This is a genomic window from Actinoplanes sp. NPDC023936 (assembly GCF_040639325.1).
Taxonomy (GTDB): domain Bacteria; phylum Actinomycetota; class Actinomycetes; order Mycobacteriales; family Micromonosporaceae; genus Actinoplanes.
This window is the reverse complement of the sequence record NZ_JBEZZR010000029.1, coordinates 35768-55840: the sequence shown is the minus strand read 5'-3', so window position 1 is coordinate 55840 and position 20073 is coordinate 35768. Positions and strand designations below refer to the sequence as shown.

Annotated in this window: 19 protein-coding genes; 14 read left to right on the top strand and 5 right to left on the bottom strand. The window is 70.7% G+C overall.

Annotated features, from left to right (window positions below):
* Positions 1-2 precede the first annotated feature (2 nt).
* From AB0F72_RS29885 to AB0F72_RS29855, 7 genes are all read left to right on the top strand, one after another.
* On the top strand, positions 3-1508 hold the full coding sequence (locus tag AB0F72_RS29885; RefSeq protein ID WP_360437846.1) for a sugar ABC transporter ATP-binding protein: 1506 nt from the start codon (positions 3-5) through the stop codon (positions 1506-1508).
* The gene (locus AB0F72_RS29880; protein WP_360437843.1) at positions 1505-2500 is read left to right on the top strand and encodes an ABC transporter permease; all 996 of its coding nucleotides are present in this window, start codon (positions 1505-1507) and stop codon (positions 2498-2500) included. Before AB0F72_RS29885 ends, AB0F72_RS29880 begins: the two co-directional genes overlap by 4 nt.
* Positions 2497-3567 carry an ABC transporter permease gene (locus AB0F72_RS29875; RefSeq protein WP_360437840.1) on the top strand — a complete coding sequence of 357 codons (1071 nt, stop codon included), beginning with the start codon at positions 2497-2499 and terminating at the stop codon, positions 3565-3567. Before AB0F72_RS29880 ends, AB0F72_RS29875 begins: the two co-directional genes overlap by 4 nt.
* The gene (rhaI, locus tag AB0F72_RS29870) at positions 3564-4715 is read left to right on the top strand and encodes an L-rhamnose isomerase (protein ID WP_360437837.1); all 1152 of its coding nucleotides are present in this window, start codon (positions 3564-3566) and stop codon (positions 4713-4715) included. Before AB0F72_RS29875 ends, rhaI begins: the two co-directional genes overlap by 4 nt.
* A gap of 39 nt (positions 4716-4754) precedes the next feature.
* Positions 4755-5162, top strand: a complete 408-nt coding sequence (locus tag AB0F72_RS29865) for an Hpt domain-containing protein (RefSeq protein ID WP_360437834.1) — start codon at positions 4755-4757, stop codon at positions 5160-5162.
* A gap of 173 nt (positions 5163-5335) precedes the next feature.
* Positions 5336-6520 (top strand): GAF domain-containing sensor histidine kinase, encoded by a 1185-nt coding sequence (locus tag AB0F72_RS29860; protein WP_360437831.1) that lies wholly within the window; start codon positions 5336-5338, stop codon positions 6518-6520.
* Between the two features lie 77 nt (positions 6521-6597).
* Complete coding sequence (locus AB0F72_RS29855; RefSeq protein ID WP_360437828.1) at positions 6598-8202, top strand: methyl-accepting chemotaxis protein; 1605 nt, start codon at positions 6598-6600, stop codon at positions 8200-8202.
* On the opposite strand, the gene AB0F72_RS29850 is transcribed toward AB0F72_RS29855, so the two are convergent.
* Positions 8192-8578, bottom strand: coding sequence for an ATP-binding protein (locus AB0F72_RS29850; RefSeq protein WP_360437825.1), 387 nt, complete (start codon positions 8576-8578; stop codon positions 8192-8194). The two genes, AB0F72_RS29855 and AB0F72_RS29850, sit on opposite strands and share 11 nt — an antisense overlap.
* A 65-nt stretch (positions 8579-8643) precedes the next feature.
* Positions 8644-9285: a response regulator transcription factor gene (locus AB0F72_RS29845; RefSeq protein WP_360437822.1), complete on the bottom strand. Its 642-nt coding sequence runs from the start codon at positions 9283-9285 to the stop codon at positions 8644-8646.
* Between the two features lie 161 nt (positions 9286-9446).
* Here AB0F72_RS29845 and AB0F72_RS29840 point away from each other — a divergent pair, with 161 nt between their 5' ends.
* The 6 genes from AB0F72_RS29840 to AB0F72_RS29815 all read left to right on the top strand — a co-directional run bounded on the left by AB0F72_RS29840 (position 9447) and on the right by AB0F72_RS29815 (position 14651).
* Complete coding sequence (locus AB0F72_RS29840) at positions 9447-11051, top strand: GAF domain-containing protein (RefSeq protein ID WP_360438002.1); 1605 nt, start codon at positions 9447-9449, stop codon at positions 11049-11051.
* A gap of 32 nt (positions 11052-11083) precedes the next feature.
* Complete coding sequence (locus AB0F72_RS29835) at positions 11084-12037, top strand: nitroreductase family protein (RefSeq protein WP_360437819.1); 954 nt, start codon at positions 11084-11086, stop codon at positions 12035-12037.
* A gap of 64 nt (positions 12038-12101) precedes the next feature.
* Positions 12102-12794 carry an energy-coupling factor ABC transporter permease gene (locus AB0F72_RS29830; RefSeq protein WP_360437817.1) on the top strand — a complete coding sequence of 231 codons (693 nt, stop codon included), beginning with the start codon at positions 12102-12104 and terminating at the stop codon, positions 12792-12794.
* Positions 12791-13129 (top strand): PDGLE domain-containing protein, encoded by a 339-nt coding sequence (locus AB0F72_RS29825; RefSeq protein ID WP_360437814.1) that lies wholly within the window; start codon positions 12791-12793, stop codon positions 13127-13129. The genes AB0F72_RS29830 and AB0F72_RS29825 overlap by 4 nt, the downstream gene beginning before the upstream one ends.
* Complete coding sequence (cbiQ, locus tag AB0F72_RS29820) at positions 13126-13878, top strand: cobalt ECF transporter T component CbiQ (RefSeq protein WP_360437812.1); 753 nt, start codon at positions 13126-13128, stop codon at positions 13876-13878. The genes AB0F72_RS29825 and cbiQ overlap by 4 nt, the downstream gene beginning before the upstream one ends.
* Entirely contained in the window at positions 13875-14651 is a 777-nt protein-coding gene (locus AB0F72_RS29815; protein ID WP_360437809.1) for an ABC transporter ATP-binding protein, read from the top strand. Before cbiQ ends, AB0F72_RS29815 begins: the two co-directional genes overlap by 4 nt.
* A gap of 73 nt (positions 14652-14724) precedes the next feature.
* Here AB0F72_RS29815 and AB0F72_RS29810 read toward each other — a convergent pair whose 3' ends face one another.
* On the bottom strand, positions 14725-15156 hold the full coding sequence (locus tag AB0F72_RS29810; protein WP_360437806.1) for a peptidoglycan-binding protein: 432 nt from the start codon (positions 15154-15156) through the stop codon (positions 14725-14727).
* Between the two features lie 214 nt (positions 15157-15370).
* Positions 15371-17806 carry a phosphoketolase family protein gene (locus AB0F72_RS29805; protein WP_360437803.1) on the bottom strand — a complete coding sequence of 812 codons (2436 nt, stop codon included), beginning with the start codon at positions 17804-17806 and terminating at the stop codon, positions 15371-15373.
* A gap of 222 nt (positions 17807-18028) precedes the next feature.
* Between AB0F72_RS29805 and nhaA the strand changes: the two genes are divergently transcribed.
* Entirely contained in the window at positions 18029-19288 is a 1260-nt protein-coding gene (gene nhaA / locus AB0F72_RS29800) for a Na+/H+ antiporter NhaA (RefSeq protein WP_360437800.1), read from the top strand.
* Positions 19289-19334: 46 nt separating this feature from the next.
* Here nhaA and AB0F72_RS29795 read toward each other — a convergent pair whose 3' ends face one another.
* Positions 19335-20006 (bottom strand): enoyl-CoA hydratase-related protein, encoded by a 672-nt coding sequence (locus AB0F72_RS29795; RefSeq protein WP_360437797.1) that lies wholly within the window; start codon positions 20004-20006, stop codon positions 19335-19337.
* Between the last annotated feature and the right edge of the window lie 67 nt (positions 20007-20073).

Sequence of the window (20073 nt, the reverse complement as noted above, 5' to 3'; positions counted from 1 at the left end):
CGATGACCCAGGAGAACGAGACGCCTCGGCTGCGCCTGACCGCTGTTTCCAAGCGGTTCGGCGCGGTCCGGGCCATCCAGCACGCTGATCTCACCGTACGGGCCGGCCAGGTGCACGCGCTCGTCGGTGAGAACGGCGCCGGCAAGTCCACGATGATCAAGATCGTCGCCGGGGCCGAGCAGTCCGACACCGGCGAGATCGAGTGGGACGGCAGCCCGGTGCGGATCGGCTCCACGACGGACGCGATCGCCCTCGGCATCGCGACCGTCTACCAGGAGCCGCAGCTCTTCCCCGAGCTGACCGTCGCCGAGAACATCTTCCTCGGCAAAGAAATCAAGAGCCGCGGGAAGGTCGACTGGTCCGCGCAGAACACCAAGGTGGTCGAGCTGCTCGAACTGCTCGGCCTGCCGGCGAAGTACGCGACGGCCACGGTCGGCGACCTCTCGATCGCCGAGCAGCAGCAGGTGTCGATCGCGAAGGCGCTCTCCGGCGACGCGAAGGTGCTGATCCTCGACGAGCCGTCGGCGATCCTCACCGACGCCGAGATCGAGACGCTGTTCACCGTGGTCCGGCGGCTGACCGCCTCCGGGGTGAGCGTCATCTACATCTCGCACCGGCTGGACGAGTTGTTCCGCATCGCCGACGAGGTGACTGTCATGCGGGACGGGCGGACCATCGGGACGTACCCGATCGGCGAATTGAGCGTGCGCCAGATCGCCCACCTGATGGTGGGCGAGGAGCTCTCCGACGAACGCCCGCACCGGGAGGTCCCGGAGGGACCGGCCGTGCTGGAGCTGCACGGCCTCACCCGGACCGGCAAGTTCCGCGACGTCGACGTCAGCGTCCGAGCAGGCGAGATCGTCGCGCTCTACGGCCTGGTCGGCAGCGGGGTCTCCGAGATCGCGGCGAGCTGCTACGGCATCGAGCCGGCCACCAGCGGCATCATCAAGATCAATGGATCCGAGCAGAAGCCGAGAAGCCCGGAGCACGCGCAGAAGCTGGGCATCGCCCTGCTGCCCGCCAACCGCAAGGTCGAGGGCATGTTCGGCTTCCAGTCGATCGCGTTCAACATCTCGGCCGGCCACCTCAAGCTGCTGTCCAAGCTCGGCATCTTCGTCGACCGGGGCCGGGAGAAGGTCGTCGCGCTCGACATGATCAAGCGGCTCGCCGTGCGCACCCCGCACGAGCGGCAGCCGATCAGCGCGATGTCCGGCGGCAACGCGCAGAAGGTGGTGCTGGCCCGGCAGCTGGTGGAGCGCCCGAAGGTGCTGATCCTCGCCGAGCCGACCCAGGGCGTCGACGTCGGCGCCAAGGAGGAGATCCACCGGCTGATCACCGAGCTCGCCGAGGAGGGCACCGCGGTCCTCGTGGTGACCTCGGACCTGCCGGAGGCGCTGCGCATCGCCGACCGCATCCAGGTGGTCCGCGGCGGCACCACGACGGAGGAGTTCGGTCCGGACGCCAAGCAGGTCGACCTGCTGGCGGCGGCCGCGGGAGGAAGCGAATGAGCCTCTTGAAGGAGAGGACCAAGCCCCGGGTTCTGACGAACCCGGTCACCGGCCAGGAGATCGTCCTGGTCGGCGTGATCGCGGTGCTCTGGGTGGCCCTCGCGGTCAGCACCCCCGCGTTCCTGACCGCCGGGTCGATCCAGCCGCTGCTGGTGGCGACTGCGCCGATCGCGCTGGTCGGCGTCGGCATGACCATCGTGATCATCACGGGCGGCATCGACGTCTCGGTCGGCGGCGCCATCATGGTCTGCTCGGTGATCACGGCGAAGGCGCTCGTCGGCTCGGGCGTCAGCCTCGGCGTCGCGGTGCTGATCTCGCTGCTCGCCGGCGGGGTGCTCGGCCTGGTCAACGGCGTGCTGATCGCCTACGGCCGGGTGCACGCCATCATCATCACGTTCGGCACGGCGAACATCTTCATGTTCCTCGGCCTGCAGATCTTCGGCTCCGGGACGGTCAACGGGATCCCCGCCACGCTGGCCTTCTTCGGGCGCGGCGAGGACGGCCGTACCCTCGGCATCCCGCACGCGTTCCTGGTCACCATCCTGATCACCGCGGCGTGCTGGTGGTACCTGCGGCACACCGCGGGCGGCCGGCACTTCTACGCGATCGGCGGCGACGCCCAGGCGGCCCGGCTCGCCGGTGTCCGCGTCCAGCGCCGGGTGCTGCTCGCCTACGTGATCACCGGTCTGCTGGTCGGCCTGGCGTCCTGTTTCGTGATCGCCCAGGGCACGTCCACGCTGGACCAGTCGGTCGGCTCCGGCAAGGAGCTGGCGGTGATCGCCGCGGTGGTCATCGGCGGCACCTCGATCATGGGCGGCCGGGGCTCGGTTCTCGGCACCCTGCTCGGCGCGCTGCTGGTGCAGACCGTGTCGTCCGGGGTGACCCAGCTGGGCTGGCGCTCGCAGCTCTCCGACCTGTTCGTCGGCATCTTCATCATCGTGGCGGTCGGCGCCGACCTGCTGCGCGCACGGGCCAGGAGGTCGTCCCGATGACAATCACCGAGGCTCCACCGGTGAAAGCGCAGCGGAAGAAGCCTGATTTAGCGCGAATTTTCCTTACCCAACGGATCCCGCTGCTCGCGGTACTCATCGTCATCGTCGTCGTCACGTTCTTCATCAACGACGCCGGCGGCTACCTGACCGCGCCCTACGACTTCGACTACATGTCGGCCTCGCTGATCAGCGCGGTCCCGCTCGCGATGCTCGGCCTCGCCGAGATGCTGGTGATCCTCTCCGGACGCGGCGGCATCGACCTGAGCGTCGGCGCCATCGTGAGCCTGGCCGGCATGATCTTCGGCTTCGCGTACGGCGAGTGGGGCTGGCCGCTCTGGCTGGCGATCATCGCGACGGCCGGGTTCGGGGCGCTGCTCGGCGCGGTCAACGGCTTCCTGGTCTCCTACATCGGGTTCCCGGCGCTGATCGCGACGCTTGCCACGTTCTACGCGTACAAGTCGATCGCCATCGTGATCAACAATCAGCAGCCGATCAGCACCGAGCCGATCCAGCAGCTCTTCTCGCTGACCAGGTCGGTCGAGCTGCCGATCATCGGGCAGTACATCCCGGACGTGCCGCTGGGCATCTTCACGTTCCTGCTGCCCACCGTGGTGGCGGTGTGGCTGCTGCTGGCGCGGACCGCGTACGGCCGCCGGCTCTACGGCATCGGCACCAACGACGTGGCCGCCCGCTGGGCCGGCCTGCCGGTCCGGGACACCCGCTTCAAGGCGTACGTCTACGCGGGCCTGATCTCCGGTCTGGTCGCCGTCGTGACAGTGGCCCAGTTCGCCTCGGCCCGCCCCGACGCGGGCGTCTCCGGCAACGGCATGGCGCTGCCCGCGATCACCATCGCCGTCCTCGGCGGCGTGGCGATCACCGGCGGCATCGGCCGGGTCGCCGGCGTGGTGCTGGCCACCCTGCTCATCGTCTGGCTCAACGCCGGCATCCTGCTCGCCTTCGTCGGCAACGAGGGCTCGCAGTACCAGCTCCTCGCCCTGGGCGCGGTCCTCGTCTTCGCGGCACTGCTGAACGGGCTCACCAACCGGAAATATGGAGGCGCGCAATGAACCTCGACGAGCTGAACGACTTCACGGTCGAGGTGCCCAGCTGGGCGTACGGCAACTCGGGCACCCGCTTCAAGGTCTTCACGACGAAGGGCGTGCCGCGGAACCCGTACGAGAAGATCGCGGACGCCGCGGAGGTGAACCGCCTCACCGGGCTCGCGCCGCGGGTCTCCCTGCACATCCCGTGGGACCTGGTCGACGACTGGTCCGACCTGCGCAAGCACGCGGAGGACCACGGGGTCACGATCGGCGCGATCAACTCGAACCTGTTCCAGGAGGACGACTACCGGCTCGGGTCGCTCTGCAACCCGGACCCGGCGGTGCGCCGCAAGGCCGTCGACCACCACCTCCAGTGCCTGGACGTGATGCGGCAGACCGGCTCCACCGACCTGAAGGTGTGGCTGCCGGACGGCCTGAACTATCCCGGTCAGGACTCGCTGCGCGGCCGGCAGGAGCGGCTCGCCGAGTCGCTGCGCGCCATCTACGACGCGATGGATCCGAACCAGCGGATGCTGCTGGAGTACAAGCTGTTCGAGCCGGCGTTCTACAGCATGGACATCCCGGACTGGGGCACCTCGCTGCTGCACTGCCTGGCCCTCGGCGAGCAGGCCACGGTCGTGCTCGACACCGGTCACCACGCGCCGGGCACGAACATCGAGTTCATCGTCATGCAGCTGCTGCGGCAGGGCCGGCTGGGCGCGTTCGACTTCAACTCCCGCTTCTACGCCGACGACGACCTGATCGTGGGCGCGGCCGACCCGTTCCAGCTCTTCCGGATCATGTCGGAGATCGTGGCGGCGGGCGCGCACCGGCCGGAGTCCAAGGTCAACTTCATGCTCGACCAGTGCCACAACATCGAGGAGAAGATCCCCGGCCAGATCCGCTCGGTGCTCAACGTCGAGCAGGCGCTCGCCAAGGCGCTGCTCATCGACCAGGAGGCGCTCGCGGCGGCGCAGCGGGACGGCGACGTGCTGGGCGCGAACGCGATCCTGATGGACGCCTACGAGACCGACGTCCGCACGATCCTGGCGGATCGGCGCGAGGAGCGGGGCCTGCCGCGCGATCCGGTGCGGGCCTTCCTGGCCTCCGGGTACGCGCAGAAGGCCGCCACCGACCGCGCCGGCGGCACGCAGGCGAGCTGGGGGGCCTGAAACCCGGCGTAGATCCGGGGCGCGGCGCACCATTGACGGATGGGAGCATCGCGCCCTGCGGATCACGACGCCCGGGTGGCGGCGGTCCGGGCCCGCCTGGACGACGTCACCGGCGGCGAGCCCGGCCCGGACGAGCTCGATCTGCTGATCCGGCTGCTGCGCGCGTTCGCGGCGCGGGCGCCGGAGCTCGCCGGTCAGCTGATCGACCTGCTCGCCGCGGACGACCTCGGTCAGCTCCGGGACCTGGCGCACGCGTTGAAGGGCTCGGCCGCGAACGTCGGCGCGGCCGGCCTGTCGGCGCTCTGCGCCGGCGTCGAGCAGGACGCCCGCGCCGGGGTGCGGCCGGAACCGGCGAGCACCGCGCGGCGCCTGCGCACGGAGGTCACGGCGGCGCAGCGGGCGGTCACCGAGGTGGCGGACGGTTACGCGAAGCGCCGGGCCGGGTAGCCGGGAACGCCTGGACGCCGGCGCGCAGTTTCCCTGCGCAGGACCTGTCGCCACCCGTGAAGATCCACTAAGTGTTCGTCCCGAACTCCTCAAGCCCGGGTCCCGGACAGCCGAACTTCCGGCCACGTCCCGACGGAGCGCCGCCACCGCGGCCTGGAGAAACGGATGACCACGTGAGCACACCCGGCGACGACGCCCGACTGACGGCGGTAGACAGCTACCGTCTGCTCGACGCCCCTCGCCCGGTGGTGCTCGATGAGCTGACCCGGCTCGCCAGCGCCCTCTTCGAGACCCCGATGTCCATGGTCACGCTGATCGGCCGGGACCGCCAGTGGTTCGCCGGCAACACCGGCATGCCGGACGGTCACGAGTCGCTCGCCACCTCGTTCTGCGGTGAGGTGGTCAGCAGCGGCGTGGCCATGATCGTGCCGGACGCGCGGGAGCACCCGGTCTACCGCACCTGGTCGAACGTCACCGGCGCGCCGCACATCCGGTTCTACGCCGGCGTCCCGCTGCGCGACGAGGACGGGCACGTGCTGGGCACCGTCTGCGTGCTCGACGACCAGCCCCGGACCCTCGGCGACCAGCGGCTCGAGCTGCTCACCACGATGGCCGGGCAGGCCGCCGGGCACCTCGCCGCGATTCGTGCCCGGTCGCTGCTGGCCGAGGTCGGCGACGAGCTGTCCCGGGCGGTCAGCCGCGAGGAGGACTTCGTCGCGAGCGTCTCGCACGAGTTGCGCACCCCGGTCACCACGATCCAGGGCTATCTCGAACTGCTCGTCGACAACGAGGAGCTGGAGCCGTACCGCAAGATGATCGAGCCGATCCGGCGCAACGGCGAGCGCCTGATCCGGATGGTCGACCACCTGCTGGCCGGCACCCGTCCCGAGGCCACTCCCCTGCCGCTGCTGCGCGGCGGCACCGACCTGATCGCGGTCGCCGAGGCGGGCGCGGCCGCCTGCCGGGCCGAGGCCACGCAGCGCGACGTGCGCATCGTGATCGAGACAACGGACCGGAGGGTACGGGTCTCCGGCGACTTCACCCGTCTCAGCCAGGCCGCCGAGCAGCTGATCCGCAACGCGGTCCTGTTCAGCCCGGCCGGCACGACGGTGACGGTCCGGGTGCTCGACACCGGTCTCGAGGTCGCCGACCAGGGCGCCGGCATCCCCGCCGACGAGCTGCCGCACGTGGCGGCCCGGTTCTACCGCGGCCGGCACGCCCAGGAGCAGGCCGTCTCCGGGGTCGGGCTGGGACTCAGCATCGTCGACCGGATCGTGCGGGCCCACGACGGCTCGTTCGCGATCACATCGCCCGGCACCGGCCGGGGAACGACGGTCCGGATGGTTCTGCCCGCCTGATCCCGGTGCGTCTCAGTCCCGCCCGGAGCCTGCCGAATGGGCTGTCGACGGCCGGTTCGAGGCAGGAGATGGACGGCATGGGGATCTTGCGACGGCTTCGGCTGGCCGGGCGGCTCGGCATCGCCTTCACGCTGGTGCTGGTGCTGCTCGGTGTCGCCGTCGCCATCGGCGCGGTCGGGATGACCCGGCAGCAGGACTCCACCGAGGAGCTGCACCGGCTGCAGCGGCTCACGGACCAGGTCTACCAGCAGAAGTTCTACAACGCGGACGTCTCCGGGTGGCAGATCGCCTACGCCTGGGACGCGTACAAGCTCGGCCCGCAGGAGGCCGTCGAGAGCACCAGCGCCAACCGGGCCGGCTTCCTGACCTCGGTCGCCGCGCTGAAGGAGGTGCTCGCCGCGACCGACACGGCCGCGATGACCGGCGACGAGCGGGCGATCTTCGACGACCTCAGCGGCATGTGGGACGACTATCTGACGGCCGACGACGAGGTCGTCGCGCTCTTCGACGCCGGCGACATCGACGAGGCCAACGCGCTCATCCTGGGCAGCGGGTACGACGCGTACTACAAGATCGTTGAGGGCACCGACACCCTGATCGCGTCGATCACCGCGCGGACTGACGACGCGGCGACGGACGAGCAGGACGAGGCGTCGTTCGTCCGTACCACGATGATCGTGGTCTTCGTTCTTGCCGTCCTGGCCGCGATCATCCTCTCCATCGCGGTGACCCGCAGCGTCGTCGGGCCGGTGACCCGCCTGGTCGCGGCTCTGCGCGGGATGGCTTCCGGTGACCTCACGGTCCGCGCCGACACCACCGGCGACGACGAGATGGCCGAGATGGGCCGGGCCGTGGACGAGGCGGTCGCCGGTGTCCGGGCCACCGTCGTGGAGATCCTCGAGAACGGCGCCCAGCTGACCGCCGCCTCCCAGACGATGCGCCAGGTCAGCACGCGGATCGACGCGGCCATCGCGGAGGCCGACCAGCAGGCCGGGCTCGCCGCCACCAGTGCCGCCGGGGTCTCCGGCAACGTCAACACGGTCGCCGCCGGCTCCACCGAGATGGGTTCGGCGATCGGCGAGATCTCCCGCAACGCCGCCGACGCGGCGCGGGTCGCCTCCGAGGCGGTCGGCGCGGCCTCCGCCACCAGCTCCACGATCAACCGGCTCGGCGAGTCGTCCGCCCAAATCGGCGACGTGATCAAGACGATCACCGCGATCGCCGAGCAGACCAACCTGCTCGCCCTGAACGCCACCATCGAGGCGGCCCGCGCCGGTGAGATGGGCAAGGGCTTCGCCGTCGTCGCGTCCGAGGTGAAGGATCTCGCTCAGGAGACCGCCCGGGCCACCGAGGACATCTCACGCCGGGTCGAGGCGATCCAGAACGACACCGGGCAGGCCGTCACCGCGATCGACGAGATCAGCCGGATCATCGAGCAGATCAGCGAGTTCCAGACCACCATCGCGTCCGCGGTCGAGGAGCAGAGCGCCACCACCGCCGAGATGAACCGGGGCGTCGGCGAGGCGGCGGCCGGCGTCACCGACATCGCGAACAACATCGCCAGCGTCGCGCACAGCACCGCGTCCAGCCGGGAGGCGGTCGGGCTGGCCGCGCGGACCGCGGAGGACGTGCAGCTGCTCGCCGACCGGTTGCGCGACGCGGCCAACCGGTTCAGGGTGTGACCGGCGGCTTCAGCTCGACCCGTACCCGCTTGCCGCCCTTGTAGTTCTCCACCGACCAGCCGGCGGAGAGCGCCTCGATCAGCGCGATGCCCCGGCCGCCGACCCCGTCCGGGTCGCGACGCCGGGGCACCACCGACGAACCGTCCGCCACCGAGACGACGACGGTCATCTCGTGTGCCTCCACCTGCAGCTCGACGCATCCGCCGCCGTGCCGGACCGCGTTGGTGACCAGCTCACTCACCACGACCGAGGCCTCGTCCATCCAGTCCGGGTCGTGGAAGCCCCAGCTGGAGAGGACCGCTGTCACCGCCCGCCGGGCCGCGCCGGGAGCGCGATGGTCCAGCGGAACGTCGAGATGGGCGGTCAACACACTCATACAGAGAACCCCGGGAGTCGCCGATGTGCGGGCGGAGAGTACCCCGGGGACACCGCGTGCGAAACCTAGTGGCTGTGGTCTCCGAGCAGCTTGGTGGCGAGCACGGCGGCCTGGGTGCGCCGTTCCAGGCCCAGTTTCGCCAGCAGGCTCGACACGTAGTTCTTCACGGTCTTCTCGGCCAGGAACATCCGCGTCGCGATCTCCCGGTTGGTCAGGCCCTCCGCCACGTGCTCCAGGATCCGGCGTTCCTGGTCGGTCAGCGACGCCAGCTCGCGCGGCTGCTCCACGCCGTTGCGGATCCGTTCCAGGACCCGCTGGGTGACCTGCGGGTCGAGCAGCGACTGCCCGGCCGCCACCCGGCGCACCGCGTCGACCAGGTCGGTGCCGCGGATCTGCTTCAGCACGTAACCGGAGGCGCCCGCCATGATCGCGGCGAACAGGGCCTCGTCGTCCTCGTACGAGGTCAGGATCAGTCCCTTGATCGACGAGTCGACGGCCCGGACGTCGCGGCAGACGTCGATGCCGTTGCCGTCCGGCAGCCGAGCGTCGAGAACCGCCACGTCGGGGCGGAGCGCCGGGATCCGCGCGGCCGCCTCACGCGCGGAACCGGACTCGCCGATCACCTCGATGTCGCCGCCCGCCTGGAGCAGGTCGACGAGGCCGCGGCGGACGACTTCGTGGTCGTCGAGGAGGAAGACTCGGATCATGTCTTATTTCTATCGCCCGGGTGGCCCGAGCACCTAGGGCCATAGGTCCCGCGCCGCCGATGGGCACGCGGCGGTAGCCTCGGTCCGTGTCCGACGCCTCGACCCCCTCGCTCGGCCTGAGCCCGCTCTCCCGGGTCCGCCTCGACGCGTTGCTGCAGGAGATGCAGAACCGGGTCGGCGACATCGTGACCAGCCGGGAGCGGCTGCGTGCCCTGCTCGACGCGGTCGTCGGCATCGGCACCGACCTCGACCTGAGCAGCACGCTGCAGCGGATCGTCGAGGCGGCCTGCGCGCTCGCCGACGCCCGCTACGGCGCTCTCGGCGTGCTCGCGCCCGACCGGGACCACCTCTCCGACTTCGTCACGCACGGCATCCCGCCCGAGGCGCACGCGAAGATCGGCGACCTGCCGCACGGGCGTGGCGTCCTCGGCCTGCTGATCACCGACCCGCGCCCGGTCCGGCTACCGGACATCACCAAACACCCCAATTCGTACGGTTTCCCGCCGAATCACCCCCCGATGCACAGCTTCCTCGGCGTGCCCGTCCGGACCCGTGAGCGGATCTTCGGCAACCTCTACCTCGCCGAGAAGCGCGGGGCCGCCGAGTTCAGCGACGACGACGAGGAGATCGTGGTGGCGCTCGCCGCCGCGGCCAGCGTCGCGATCGACAACGCCCGGCTCTACGAGGTGGCCCAGCGCCGGCAGCGCTGGCTGGAGGCGGCCGCCGAGATCACCGGAGTGCTGCTCGGCACGGTCCGGCGCACCGAGGCGCTGCGCCTGATCGCCCGCCGGGCCCGCGAGGTCGCCGGCGCCGAGCTCGTCCTGGTCCTGCTCTACGACGAGGAGAACGCCCGGTTCACCATCGAGGTGGCCGACGGCGCCGACCCGGCGTGCGCGAGCCTGGCCGGGCAGGTGCTGGCCGGCGACTTCGACAGCTTCCCCGGCGGTCTTCTCGACGATCTGCGGGCCGCCGCCGAGTGGCCCGGCCCGGTGCCGGCCGGCCCGGCCCTCGCCGCGCCGCTCGCCGGGCGGGACATGCCGCAGGGCGTGCTGATCGTCAGCCAGGCGGACGCCGAGGACGCGGTCGTCCTCTCCACCTTCGCCGGCCAGGCCGCCCTGGCCCTGGAACGCGCCCGCGCCCAGGAGGAACGCGAGCTGCTCGCCGTCCTGGAGGACCGTGAGCGGATCGCCCGCGACCTGCACGACGTGGTGATCCAGCGGCTGTTCGCGACCGGCATGCAGCTGCAGGCCGCCGCCGGGCCGTCGGTCCGCGCGGACGTCGCCAAGCGGATCAACGCGGCCGTCGACGACCTGGACGCCACGATCCGCGACATCCGCCGCTCGATCTTCGAGCTGCGCGCGCCGATCGGCGCCACGCTGCGCAACGATCTGCGCGACACGGTCGACGACGCGGCCGCCACGCTCGGGTTCCGGCCCAGCCTGGAGACGTCCGGGCCGGTGGAGAGCGCGGTGCCGGACGACGTGGTGCCGGAGCTGACCGCGGTGCTGCGGGAGGCCCTGTCGAACGTGGCCCGGCACGCCGGCGCCACCGACGTGCGGGTGTCGGTGCGGGTCGCCGACGGCGAGCTGATCCTGCAGGTGGAGGACGACGGGGTCGGCATGGACCCGGCGCTGGCCCGGGGCGGCGTGGTGAACATGGGCGAGCGGGCCCACGATCTCGGCGGCGCCTTCGAGGCCGGCCCGCGACCCGGTGGCGGGGGGACTCTGGTCACCTGGCGCGTCCCGCTCGGGACCTTTGCCCCTTAACGACGGGCGGCCCGGCGCGCGACCGTAGGAGGATGACGCGCTACGACGACTCGGACCTGCGGCGGGCAGCCGCAGCCGCGATCATGGCCCCCTCGATGCACAACACGCAGCCGTGGGCGTTCCGCCTGCGTGCCGGCGCGATCGAGGTGCTCGCCGACGAGACCCGGCAGCTGGAGGTGGCCGACCGCAGCGGCTGGGCGCTGCGGCTGGCCTGCGGGGCCGCCACCCTGAACGCCCGCCTGGCCCTGGCCTGGGCGGGCACCCCGGCGGAGGTACGCCTCCTGCCGCCGGACGATCCCGCGGTGATCGCCCGGCTGACACCGGGCCGGCAGCGCCCGCCCACCTACGCCGAGCGCGACCGGCACGCCGCGATCGAGCACCGGCACAGCAACCGGGACCCGTTCTGGCCCGACCCGGTCCCCGCCGACGTGCGGATCCGGCTGATCGAGGCGGCCCAGTCGGAGAACGCCTGGCTGGACCTGCTGGTCGGGATGACCGCGCTGACCGGCTTCTCGGAGATCGCGCACAGCGCCGACCGGGTGCTGCGCCGCGACGACCGCTACCAGGCCGAGCTGATCACCTGGACCGACACCGCGGAGGCGCTGGACGGCATGCCGGTGGCGGTCGGCGCCGCTGTCGGCGAGCCGCAGGACCTGATCCCGCAGCGGGCGTTCGCGCAGCGCCGGCGCGGACCGGGCCGCGACTACGAGCCGGAGCCGCTGATCGGCATCCTCGGCACGCCGAGCGACCGGAAACTGGACCAGGTGGTCGCCGGGCAGGCGCTGCAGAACGTGCTGCTCACGGTCACCGACGCCGGGCTGGCCGCGTCGCTGATCTCCCAGCCGATCGAGGTGATTCCGGCGCGCGACCAGTTGCGCCGCTCCCTCGGGCGGACCGGCTTCCCGCAGATGGCGATCCGGATCGGGTACGGACGTCCCGGCCACCCCTCGCCGCGCCGCGACGTCCGCGACGTGATCGCGGAGTGAGGATCACCACCCGGCTAGTTGCCAGGGATATGCAACAGCAGAGTTCGCCCAATATGCTTCCGGCATGGACACACAGGCGATGCACATCGCCAACGGGATCATCAACGGTCCCGTCTCAGCGATCTTCCTAGTCGTCGCCGTCGCGGGCCTGGCGCTCTGCGTCACGAGGGCGAAGACCGACCTGGACGACCGGCTCGCGCCGATGGCAGGCCTGGTCGCGGCGTTCATCTTCGCCGTGCAGATGCTCAACTTCCAGGTGCTGCCGGGCGTCTCCGGCCACCTGCTCGGGGGCACCCTCGCCGTCATCCTGGTCGGCCCGTGGGTCGGCGCGCTCTGCGTCGCGACAGTGCTGATCGTGCAGTGCCTGCTCTTCGCGGACGGTGGCCTGACCGCCATCGGGCTGAACATCACGAACATGGCACTGATCGGCACCGCGGCGGCGTACGTGCTGGTCGCCGCGCTGCTGCGGGTGCTGCCACGCAATCCCCGCGGGCTCGGCGCCACCGCGTTCATCGCCTCGGTCGTCGGCGTCGTCGTCGCCTCGATGGGCTTCGTCCTGGAGTACGCGCTGGGCGGCACCACCGAGCTGTCGATCGGCGCGATCGCCGGCACGATGGCCGGTGTGCACGTGCTGATCGGCATCGGTGAGGGCCTGATCGCCGCGACCACGGTGGTGACCGTCGCCCGGGTCCGCCCCGACCTCGTCCACGCCCTCCGGCACTTCCGCACCGCGTCCCCCCAGGTGGTGAAGGCATGAGCAAGAAGGTCTTCGTGATCAGCGGCCTGCTCGTCGCCCTGCTCCTGGCCGGCGTCGTGTCCAGCTTCGCCTCCGGCAGCCCGGACGGCCTGGACTACGCGGCCCGCGAGGGCTGCACGTTCAACGCCGACGACGAGATCACCGGCGGCACCTGCATGGCCCAGAAAGAGGGCGAGCACCAGCTCGGCGACAGCCCGCTCGCCGACTACGGCATCAAGGGCATCGACAACGAATACCTGTCGACCGGCCTGTCCGGCGTGCTCGGCGTGCTGATCACCTTCGGGATCGGCGGCGGCCTGTTCTGGCTGCTCCGGCGCCGGCCCGCGCATCGATGAACGGCACCCTCCACCTCGACCGGGACAGCCCGCTCCACCGCCTCTCACCCGAAGTCAAGATCGTCGCGGTGGTCCTGTTCACCGTGGTCGTGGTGGTCACCCCGCGCACCGAGTTCGCGGCGTTCGGCGGTTACGCGCTGCTGATCGCCGCGGTCGCGGTCCTGGCCCGGGTGCCCGCCCTCTGGCTCGCCAAGCGTGCCACCATCGAACTGCCGTTCGTGCTGCTCGCGATCGCGCTGCCGCTGGCCGGGCACGGCGAGCGGGTCGACTGGCACGGCCTGTCGCTCTCGGTCGACGGCCTCTACGGCGCGTGGAACATCTTCGCGAAGGGCACCCTCGGCGTCCTCGCCTCCCTGCTGCTCGCCGCCACCACCACGATGCGCGACCTGGTCATCGGCCTGGACCGGCTGCGCACCCCGCCGATCTTCACCCAGATCATGACGTTCATGCTGCGCTACATCGACGTGCTCGCCGACGACGCGCGCCGGATGCGGATCGCCCGGCTCTCCCGCGGCTACGACCCGCGCTTCCTCTGGCAGGCCAAGGCGTTCGCGGTCGGCGTCGGCGCGCTGTTCCTGCGCTCCTACGAGCGCGGCGAACGGGTCTATCTGGCGATGCTGTCGCGCGGGTACACCGGCCGCCTGCCGCAGACCACCGGAGCGCCCGCGGTTTTGCGAGAGTGGGCGGTCAGCGCCACCCTCCCCGTCGCCGCCGCCGGAATCGCCGTCGCCGGCCTGGTCCTAACATGATCGACATGGACGCTCTGCGGATCACGGGACTGCATTTCTCGTACCCTGATGGGCGCGAAGCGCTGCGCGGGGTTGATCTGACCCTGGCGCCGGGCGAGCGGGTCGCGCTGCTCGGGCCGAACGGCGCCGGCAAGACCACGCTGGTCCTGCACCTCAACGGCATCCTGCACGGCGGGGCCGGGCGCGTGGAGGTCTCCGGACTGCCGGTCACGCCCGGCGACCGCGCCGCGATCGCCGAGATCCGCCGCCGGGTCGGCGTCGTCTTCCAGGATCCGGACGATCAGCTCTTCATGCCCACGGTCGCGGAGGACGTCGCTTTCGGTCCGGCGAACATGGGGGTACGGGGTACCGAACTCGACGATCGTGTCGACGAGGCCCTGGCGGCGGTGGGCATGTCCGCGCACCGCGACCAGGTGCCGCACCACCTGTCGTTCGGCCAGCGCCGCCGCGTCGCGGTCGCCACGGTCCTCGCGATGCGCCCCGAGATCCTGGTCCTCGACGAGCCGTCGTCCAACCTCGACCCGGCCAGCCGCCGCGAACTGGCCGAGATCCTGGAATCGCTGCCGGTCACGGTGCTGATGGTGACCCACGACCTGCCGTACGCGCTGGAGCTGTGCCCCCGCTCGGTGATCCTCGACGACGGCCGCCTGGTGGCCGACGGCCCGACGGTGGAGCTGCTGTCGGATCGCGCGCTGATGGAGTCGCACCGGTTGGAGCTGCCGTTCGGCTTCGACCCGGTGGCGGCGCTGGCGTCGCGCCGCCCCGACCGGTAGCCCGCCACCGAACCGTCACCGCCCGCCGCGCCGCGCCACCGCCGTGGGAAACTCCGGTGAGGAGGGCGGCGGGTCAGGCGGCCTGCTGGAGTCCGGCGGTGTTCACTCCGGTGACCAACGCCCGCCACGTCCTGGCCCCGACCACCCCGTCAGCGGGAATCGCCGCGCTCTGCTGGAACTCCCGGACCGCCTTCTCGGTCTCCGGGCCGTAGACCCCGTCCACCTCGGTCGCGAATTCCCGCTGCAACCCGCGGACCGCGCTTCCCTGCGCGCCCGGCCGCACCTCGACGATCAGTGCCTCCCACGTCGCCGGGCAGACCACACCGTTGTCGGGAAGGCTCTTCGCCCACTGGAAGGCGCGTACCGCGTCACCGGTCTGCGCGCCGAATACACCGTCCACCGTGACGGTGTGACCGTGGGCCAGCAACAGGAACTGCAGTGTGATAACCGCGTGGTCCTTCGCGCCCTGCCGGGTCGTCGGCCAAGGGCTCAGCGTGGCGGCCATAGAGGGGTCCCCTTCCTCATCGTCGAGCGACGGGTGTTGTGCTCCCCTCACTTTCGCGTAACCCGGCCGTTGATTAAAAGGGTGAGACACGTCATTGCAAAAGATTCATAGGAGAGCAGGTGCGCTTACGCGCGTGAATGTGAGAATTCCACCCCGGAAACGCGCAGAGTCGCGCACTCCGGAGTGGAATATCCCACTTCACAAGATCAACGGATCAGCTCTCGGCCCAGTCCTCGAGCGACCAGTCACGCACCTCGGGCATGTCCTCCAGGTGCTCCACGACGTACCGATCGTGGCGCTCCAACTGCGACTCGCACCAGGCCTTGAGCTCGGTGGCCCCGGTCGGCAGGCGCCGGGCGTTGTTGATCGCGTCCATCACCAGGTGGTAGCGGGACGCGCGGTTGCGGACGGTCATGTCGAACGGGGTGGTCGTGGTGCCCTGCTCGATGAAGCCGCGCACCCGGAACCGGTCGGCGTCCGGCCGGCCGTGCACCAGCTGGTGAATGGCGCCCGGGTATCCGTGGAACGAGAACACCACGTCGACGTGATCGGTGAAGAGCTCCCGGAAGAGCGTTTCGCTCATCCCGTGCGGGTGATCCTTGGGCCGGGACAGCGTCATCAGGTCGACCACGTTGACCACACGAACGTTGAGCCGGGGCAGCCTCTCCTTGAGGATCTGCGCGGCCGCGACGGTCTCCATCGTCACGACGTCGCCGGCGCAGGCCAGGACGATGTCCGGGTCGCTGGTGCCGTCGTCGGTGCCGGCCCATTCCCAGACCCCGGCGCCCCGGCGGCAGTGCTCGATCGCCGCGTCCATGTCGAGCCACTGCAACTGGGGCTGCTTGTCGATCACGATCAGGTTGATGTACGAGCGGGACCGGAAGCAGTGGTCGGCGACCGAGAGCAGCGTGTTCGCGTCCGGCGGCAGGTAGACCCGGGCCACGTCGCCGCGCTGGGTCAGCACGTTCTGGATCAGGCCGGGGCCTTGGTGCGAGAAGCCGTTGTGGTCGTTGCGCCAGGCCGTGGAGGTGAGCAGGATGTTCAGGCTCGGCACCTTGGCCCGCCAGGGCAGGTGCGAGGCCTCCTGCAGCCACTTGCCGTGCTGGATCGTCTGGGAGGCGCTGACCATGGCGAACGCCTCGTACGTGGCGAACATGCCGTGCCGCCCGGTGAGGTTGTAGCCCTCCAGCCAGCCGTGGCAGTTGTGCTCGGAGAGCACCTCCATGACCCGGCCCTCGTTGCTGATCTTCACGTCGTCACCGGTGACCGACTCCATGAAACCACGGTCGGAGACCTCGAAGACCGCGCCGAGCCGGTTGCTGTTCGTCTCGTCCGGGCAGAACAGCCGGAACCGGTCGCCGTTGCGCGTGTAGATGTCGCGCATCATCTCGCCGAGCTTGCGGGTCGACTCGGCGCGGCCCTGTGCCGGCCGTTTCACGTCGACCGCGTAGTCGCGGAAGTCCGGCAGGTCCAGGTCACGGGTGAGCACGCCGCCGTTCGCGTGCGGGCTGGCGCTCATCCGCAGGTCGCCGTCGGGCGCCAGATCCTTGATCAGCTGCACCGGTGCGCCGGAGGAATCGAAAAGCTCCTCCGGACGGTACGAGCGGAGCCACGTCTCCAGTTCCCGGAGGTGATCCGCGTTGTCCCGCACACCGGAGAGCGGAACCTGGTGCGACCGCCAGGTGCCGGTCACGGTGATGCCGTCGATCTTCTCGGGTCCGGTCCAGCCCTTCGGCGTGCGCATGATGATCAGCGGCCAGTGCGGGCGCTTGCCGTCCCAGTCGCCGCCACGTGCCGCGTTCTGGATCGCGCGGATCTTGCCCCAGGCCTCGGCGAGCGCCTGCGCGAACCGGTGGTGCATGCCGGGCAGGTCGTCCCCGCCCACCTCGATGACCTCGTACCCATGGCCCTCAAGAAGTTTGCGGACCTCGGCCGGGTCCTTGCGGGCCAGCACGGTGGGGCCGGCGATCTTGGCACCGTTGAGGTGCAGGATCGGCAGCACCGCGCCGTCGTGCGCCGGGTTGATGAACGAGATGCCCTTCCAGGAGCCCTCGAGCGGACCGGTCTCGGCCTCGCCGTCGCCGACCACGGCGATGCTGAGCAGGTCGGGGTTGTCCATCACCGAGCCGAACGCGTGGACGAGCACGTAACCGAGCTCGCCGCCCTCGTGGATCGAGCCGGGGGTGGTCACCGACACGTGCGAGGGGATGCCACCGGGGCTGGAGAACTGGCGGAACAGGCGCAGCAGGCCGGCCTCGTCCTGGCCCACCTTCGGGTAGACCTCGGAGTACGTGCCTTCCAGGTAGCCGGCGGCGACCAGGGCGGGCCCGCCGTGGCCCGGTCCGGCGAGGTAGATCGCCTGCTGACCGGTCATCTTGATCAGACGGGAGACGTGGGCGTAGATGAACGAGAGCCCGGGGCTGGTCCCCCAGTGCCCGAGCAGGCGGGGCTTGATGTGCTCGGTGGCGAGCGGCTCCTTCAGCAGCGGATTGCCCTGAAGATAGATCTGACCGATGGTCAGATAGTTGTTCGCCCGCCACCAGGCGTCGAGGCCCGCGACCTCGCTATCGTCAGGTGCCGCCAGCTTGCGCACGAGTTCGTCATGGTCGAGCGCGCTGGCTCGGTTCTCCGAAACGGCGGTCACGGTCATTCCTCTCGAATGATGTCGCCAGAGTCCTGACTTGTCACGATCAACGTATCTGTCCAAGATCTACTCAGCATGGGTCTTTGGTCCCTCCTCTGAAGGGCACGTTACCCACCGACTCGGACCGGAAGCGTCGGCGGCAAGATGACTGTCTCGTAAAGTAAGAGCCAGGTGTGCCGGGAAGCCTGGTCGGCAATGCGCTCCGCCGTACCCGATGGAGGTCTTCCCATGCCGGCACCGAACCGCCTGCTCTCGCTCGGCACCTGGGCCGAGGCTCGCCGCATCGCCGAGGTCCTGCGTGCCGAGACCGTCGGTGGCGTGCTGCTGCTCGGCGCGACCGTGCTGGCTCTGGCCTGGGCGAACTCCCCATGGAAAGACTTCTACCAGGATCTGGCGGCGTTCCGGGTCGGCCCGGAGGCTTTGCACCTCAATCTTTCCCTGGCCGCCTGGGCCGCGGACGGGCTGCTGGCGATCTTCTTCTTCGTCGCCGGGCTGGAGTTGAAGCACGAGTTCGTCGCCGGTGACCTGCGGGATCCGCGCCGGGCCGCGCTGCCGGTGGCGGCCGCGATCGGCGGCATGATCGTGCCCGCGCTGATCTATCTCGCGGTGATCGGCGCCCGCGGCGGCGACGGCATGGAAGGCTGGGCGGTGCCGACCGCCACCGACATCGCGTTCGCGCTGGCCGCGCTCGGGGTGATCGGCACCCACCTGCCCGGCGCGCTGCGCACGTTCCTGCTCACCCTCGCCGTCGTCGACGACCTGTTCGCCATCCTGATCATCGCGATCGTCTACACCGCCGGGCTGCACCCGCTGCCGCTGCTGCTGGCGTTCGTGGTGATCGCCGCGTTCGGCGTGCTCGTGCAGCGCGGGGTGACCCGCTGGTGGCTGGTCATGCCGCTCGCCCTGGCCGCCTGGGTGCTGGTGCACGCGTCCGGGGTGCACGCCACCGTCGCCGGCGTGCTGCTCGCCTTCACCGTGCCGGTGCGCGGCCGGGGCGGCGTCGACCTGGCACACCGCTTCGAGCACCGGTGGCGGCCGATCTCGGCCGGGTTCGCCGTCCCGATCTTCGCGTTCTTCGCGGCCGGCGTCACGGTCGGCGGCGGGGCCGGCCTGGGCGCGGCCGTCACGCTCGCCGCGGTCCTCGGCCTGGTGATCGGCAAGCCGCTCGGCATCCTCGGCTCGACCTGGCTGGTGCAGCGCTTCACCCGGGCCCAACTGGCCGAGGGGCTGAGCTGGTGGGACGTGCTCGGGCTGGGCCTGCTCGGCGGCGTCGGCTTCACCGTGTCGCTGCTGGTGAGCGAGCTCGCCTACGGCTCCGGCACGCCGCTCGACGAGGAAGCGAAGATCGGGGTGCTCGCCGGTTCGCTGCTCGCGGTGCTGCTGGCGGCCGTCCTCCTGCGCGTGCGCAACCGGCACTACCGCCGGTTGTGCGAGCAGGAGGCGGCCGACGACGACGCGGACGGCGTCCCCGACGCCTACCAGCGCTGACCGCTCAGGTGAGCGGGTCTCCCGGTCGGCCGTCGGCGCTGGCCGCTCAGGTGAGGGCGTTCTCCCGGTCGCGGAGGGTGGCCAGCGCTGACGCGTACATCCGCTCCTTGATCGTGGAAAGGGTCTGACCGGCCTTCGCCGCGTTGGCCGTGGCGATCTCGATCGCCGTGGCCCGGACCGCCTCCTCACCGACCGCCCGGTCCACGATGCCGGCCGCCTGGGCGTCGGCGCCGCCGTACCGACGGCCCGTGGTCATCGCCTCGTGCGCGGTCTGCGGCGTGAGCCGGGCCTGGATCAGCGCCGACATGCCCCGGCTGAACGGGATCTCGATGTCCACCTCCGGCAGGCACCAGAAACCACGGTCGGCGCGCATCACCCGGAAGTCGTGGGCCAGCGACAGCATCGCGCCGGCCGCGAACGTGTGTCCCTGCAGCGCCGCCACGGTGATCACCGGCAGCGCGAGCACCCGGGCGAAGAGCGCGTGCACGTCGGCCACGTAGTCACCGAAGTCCGCGCCGCTGGCGCCGAGCCAGTCCAGGTCGAGGCCGTTCGAGAAGAACTTGCCGGTCGCGGTGGTGACAAGCGCCGCCGGGCTGTCCGCCTTCGTCACCTCGTCGAGATGGCCGTTCACCGCGGCGATCCAGTCGGGGTGGAATCGGTTCTCGCTGCCCCCGAGGTCGAGGACGAAGACGTCGCCGTGTCGCTCCAGCGTGGTCATGGTTGACCCTCCCTTGAAGTTACCTGCGGGTAACTTAGCAGAACGCCGCCAGAATGGAGCGATGTCG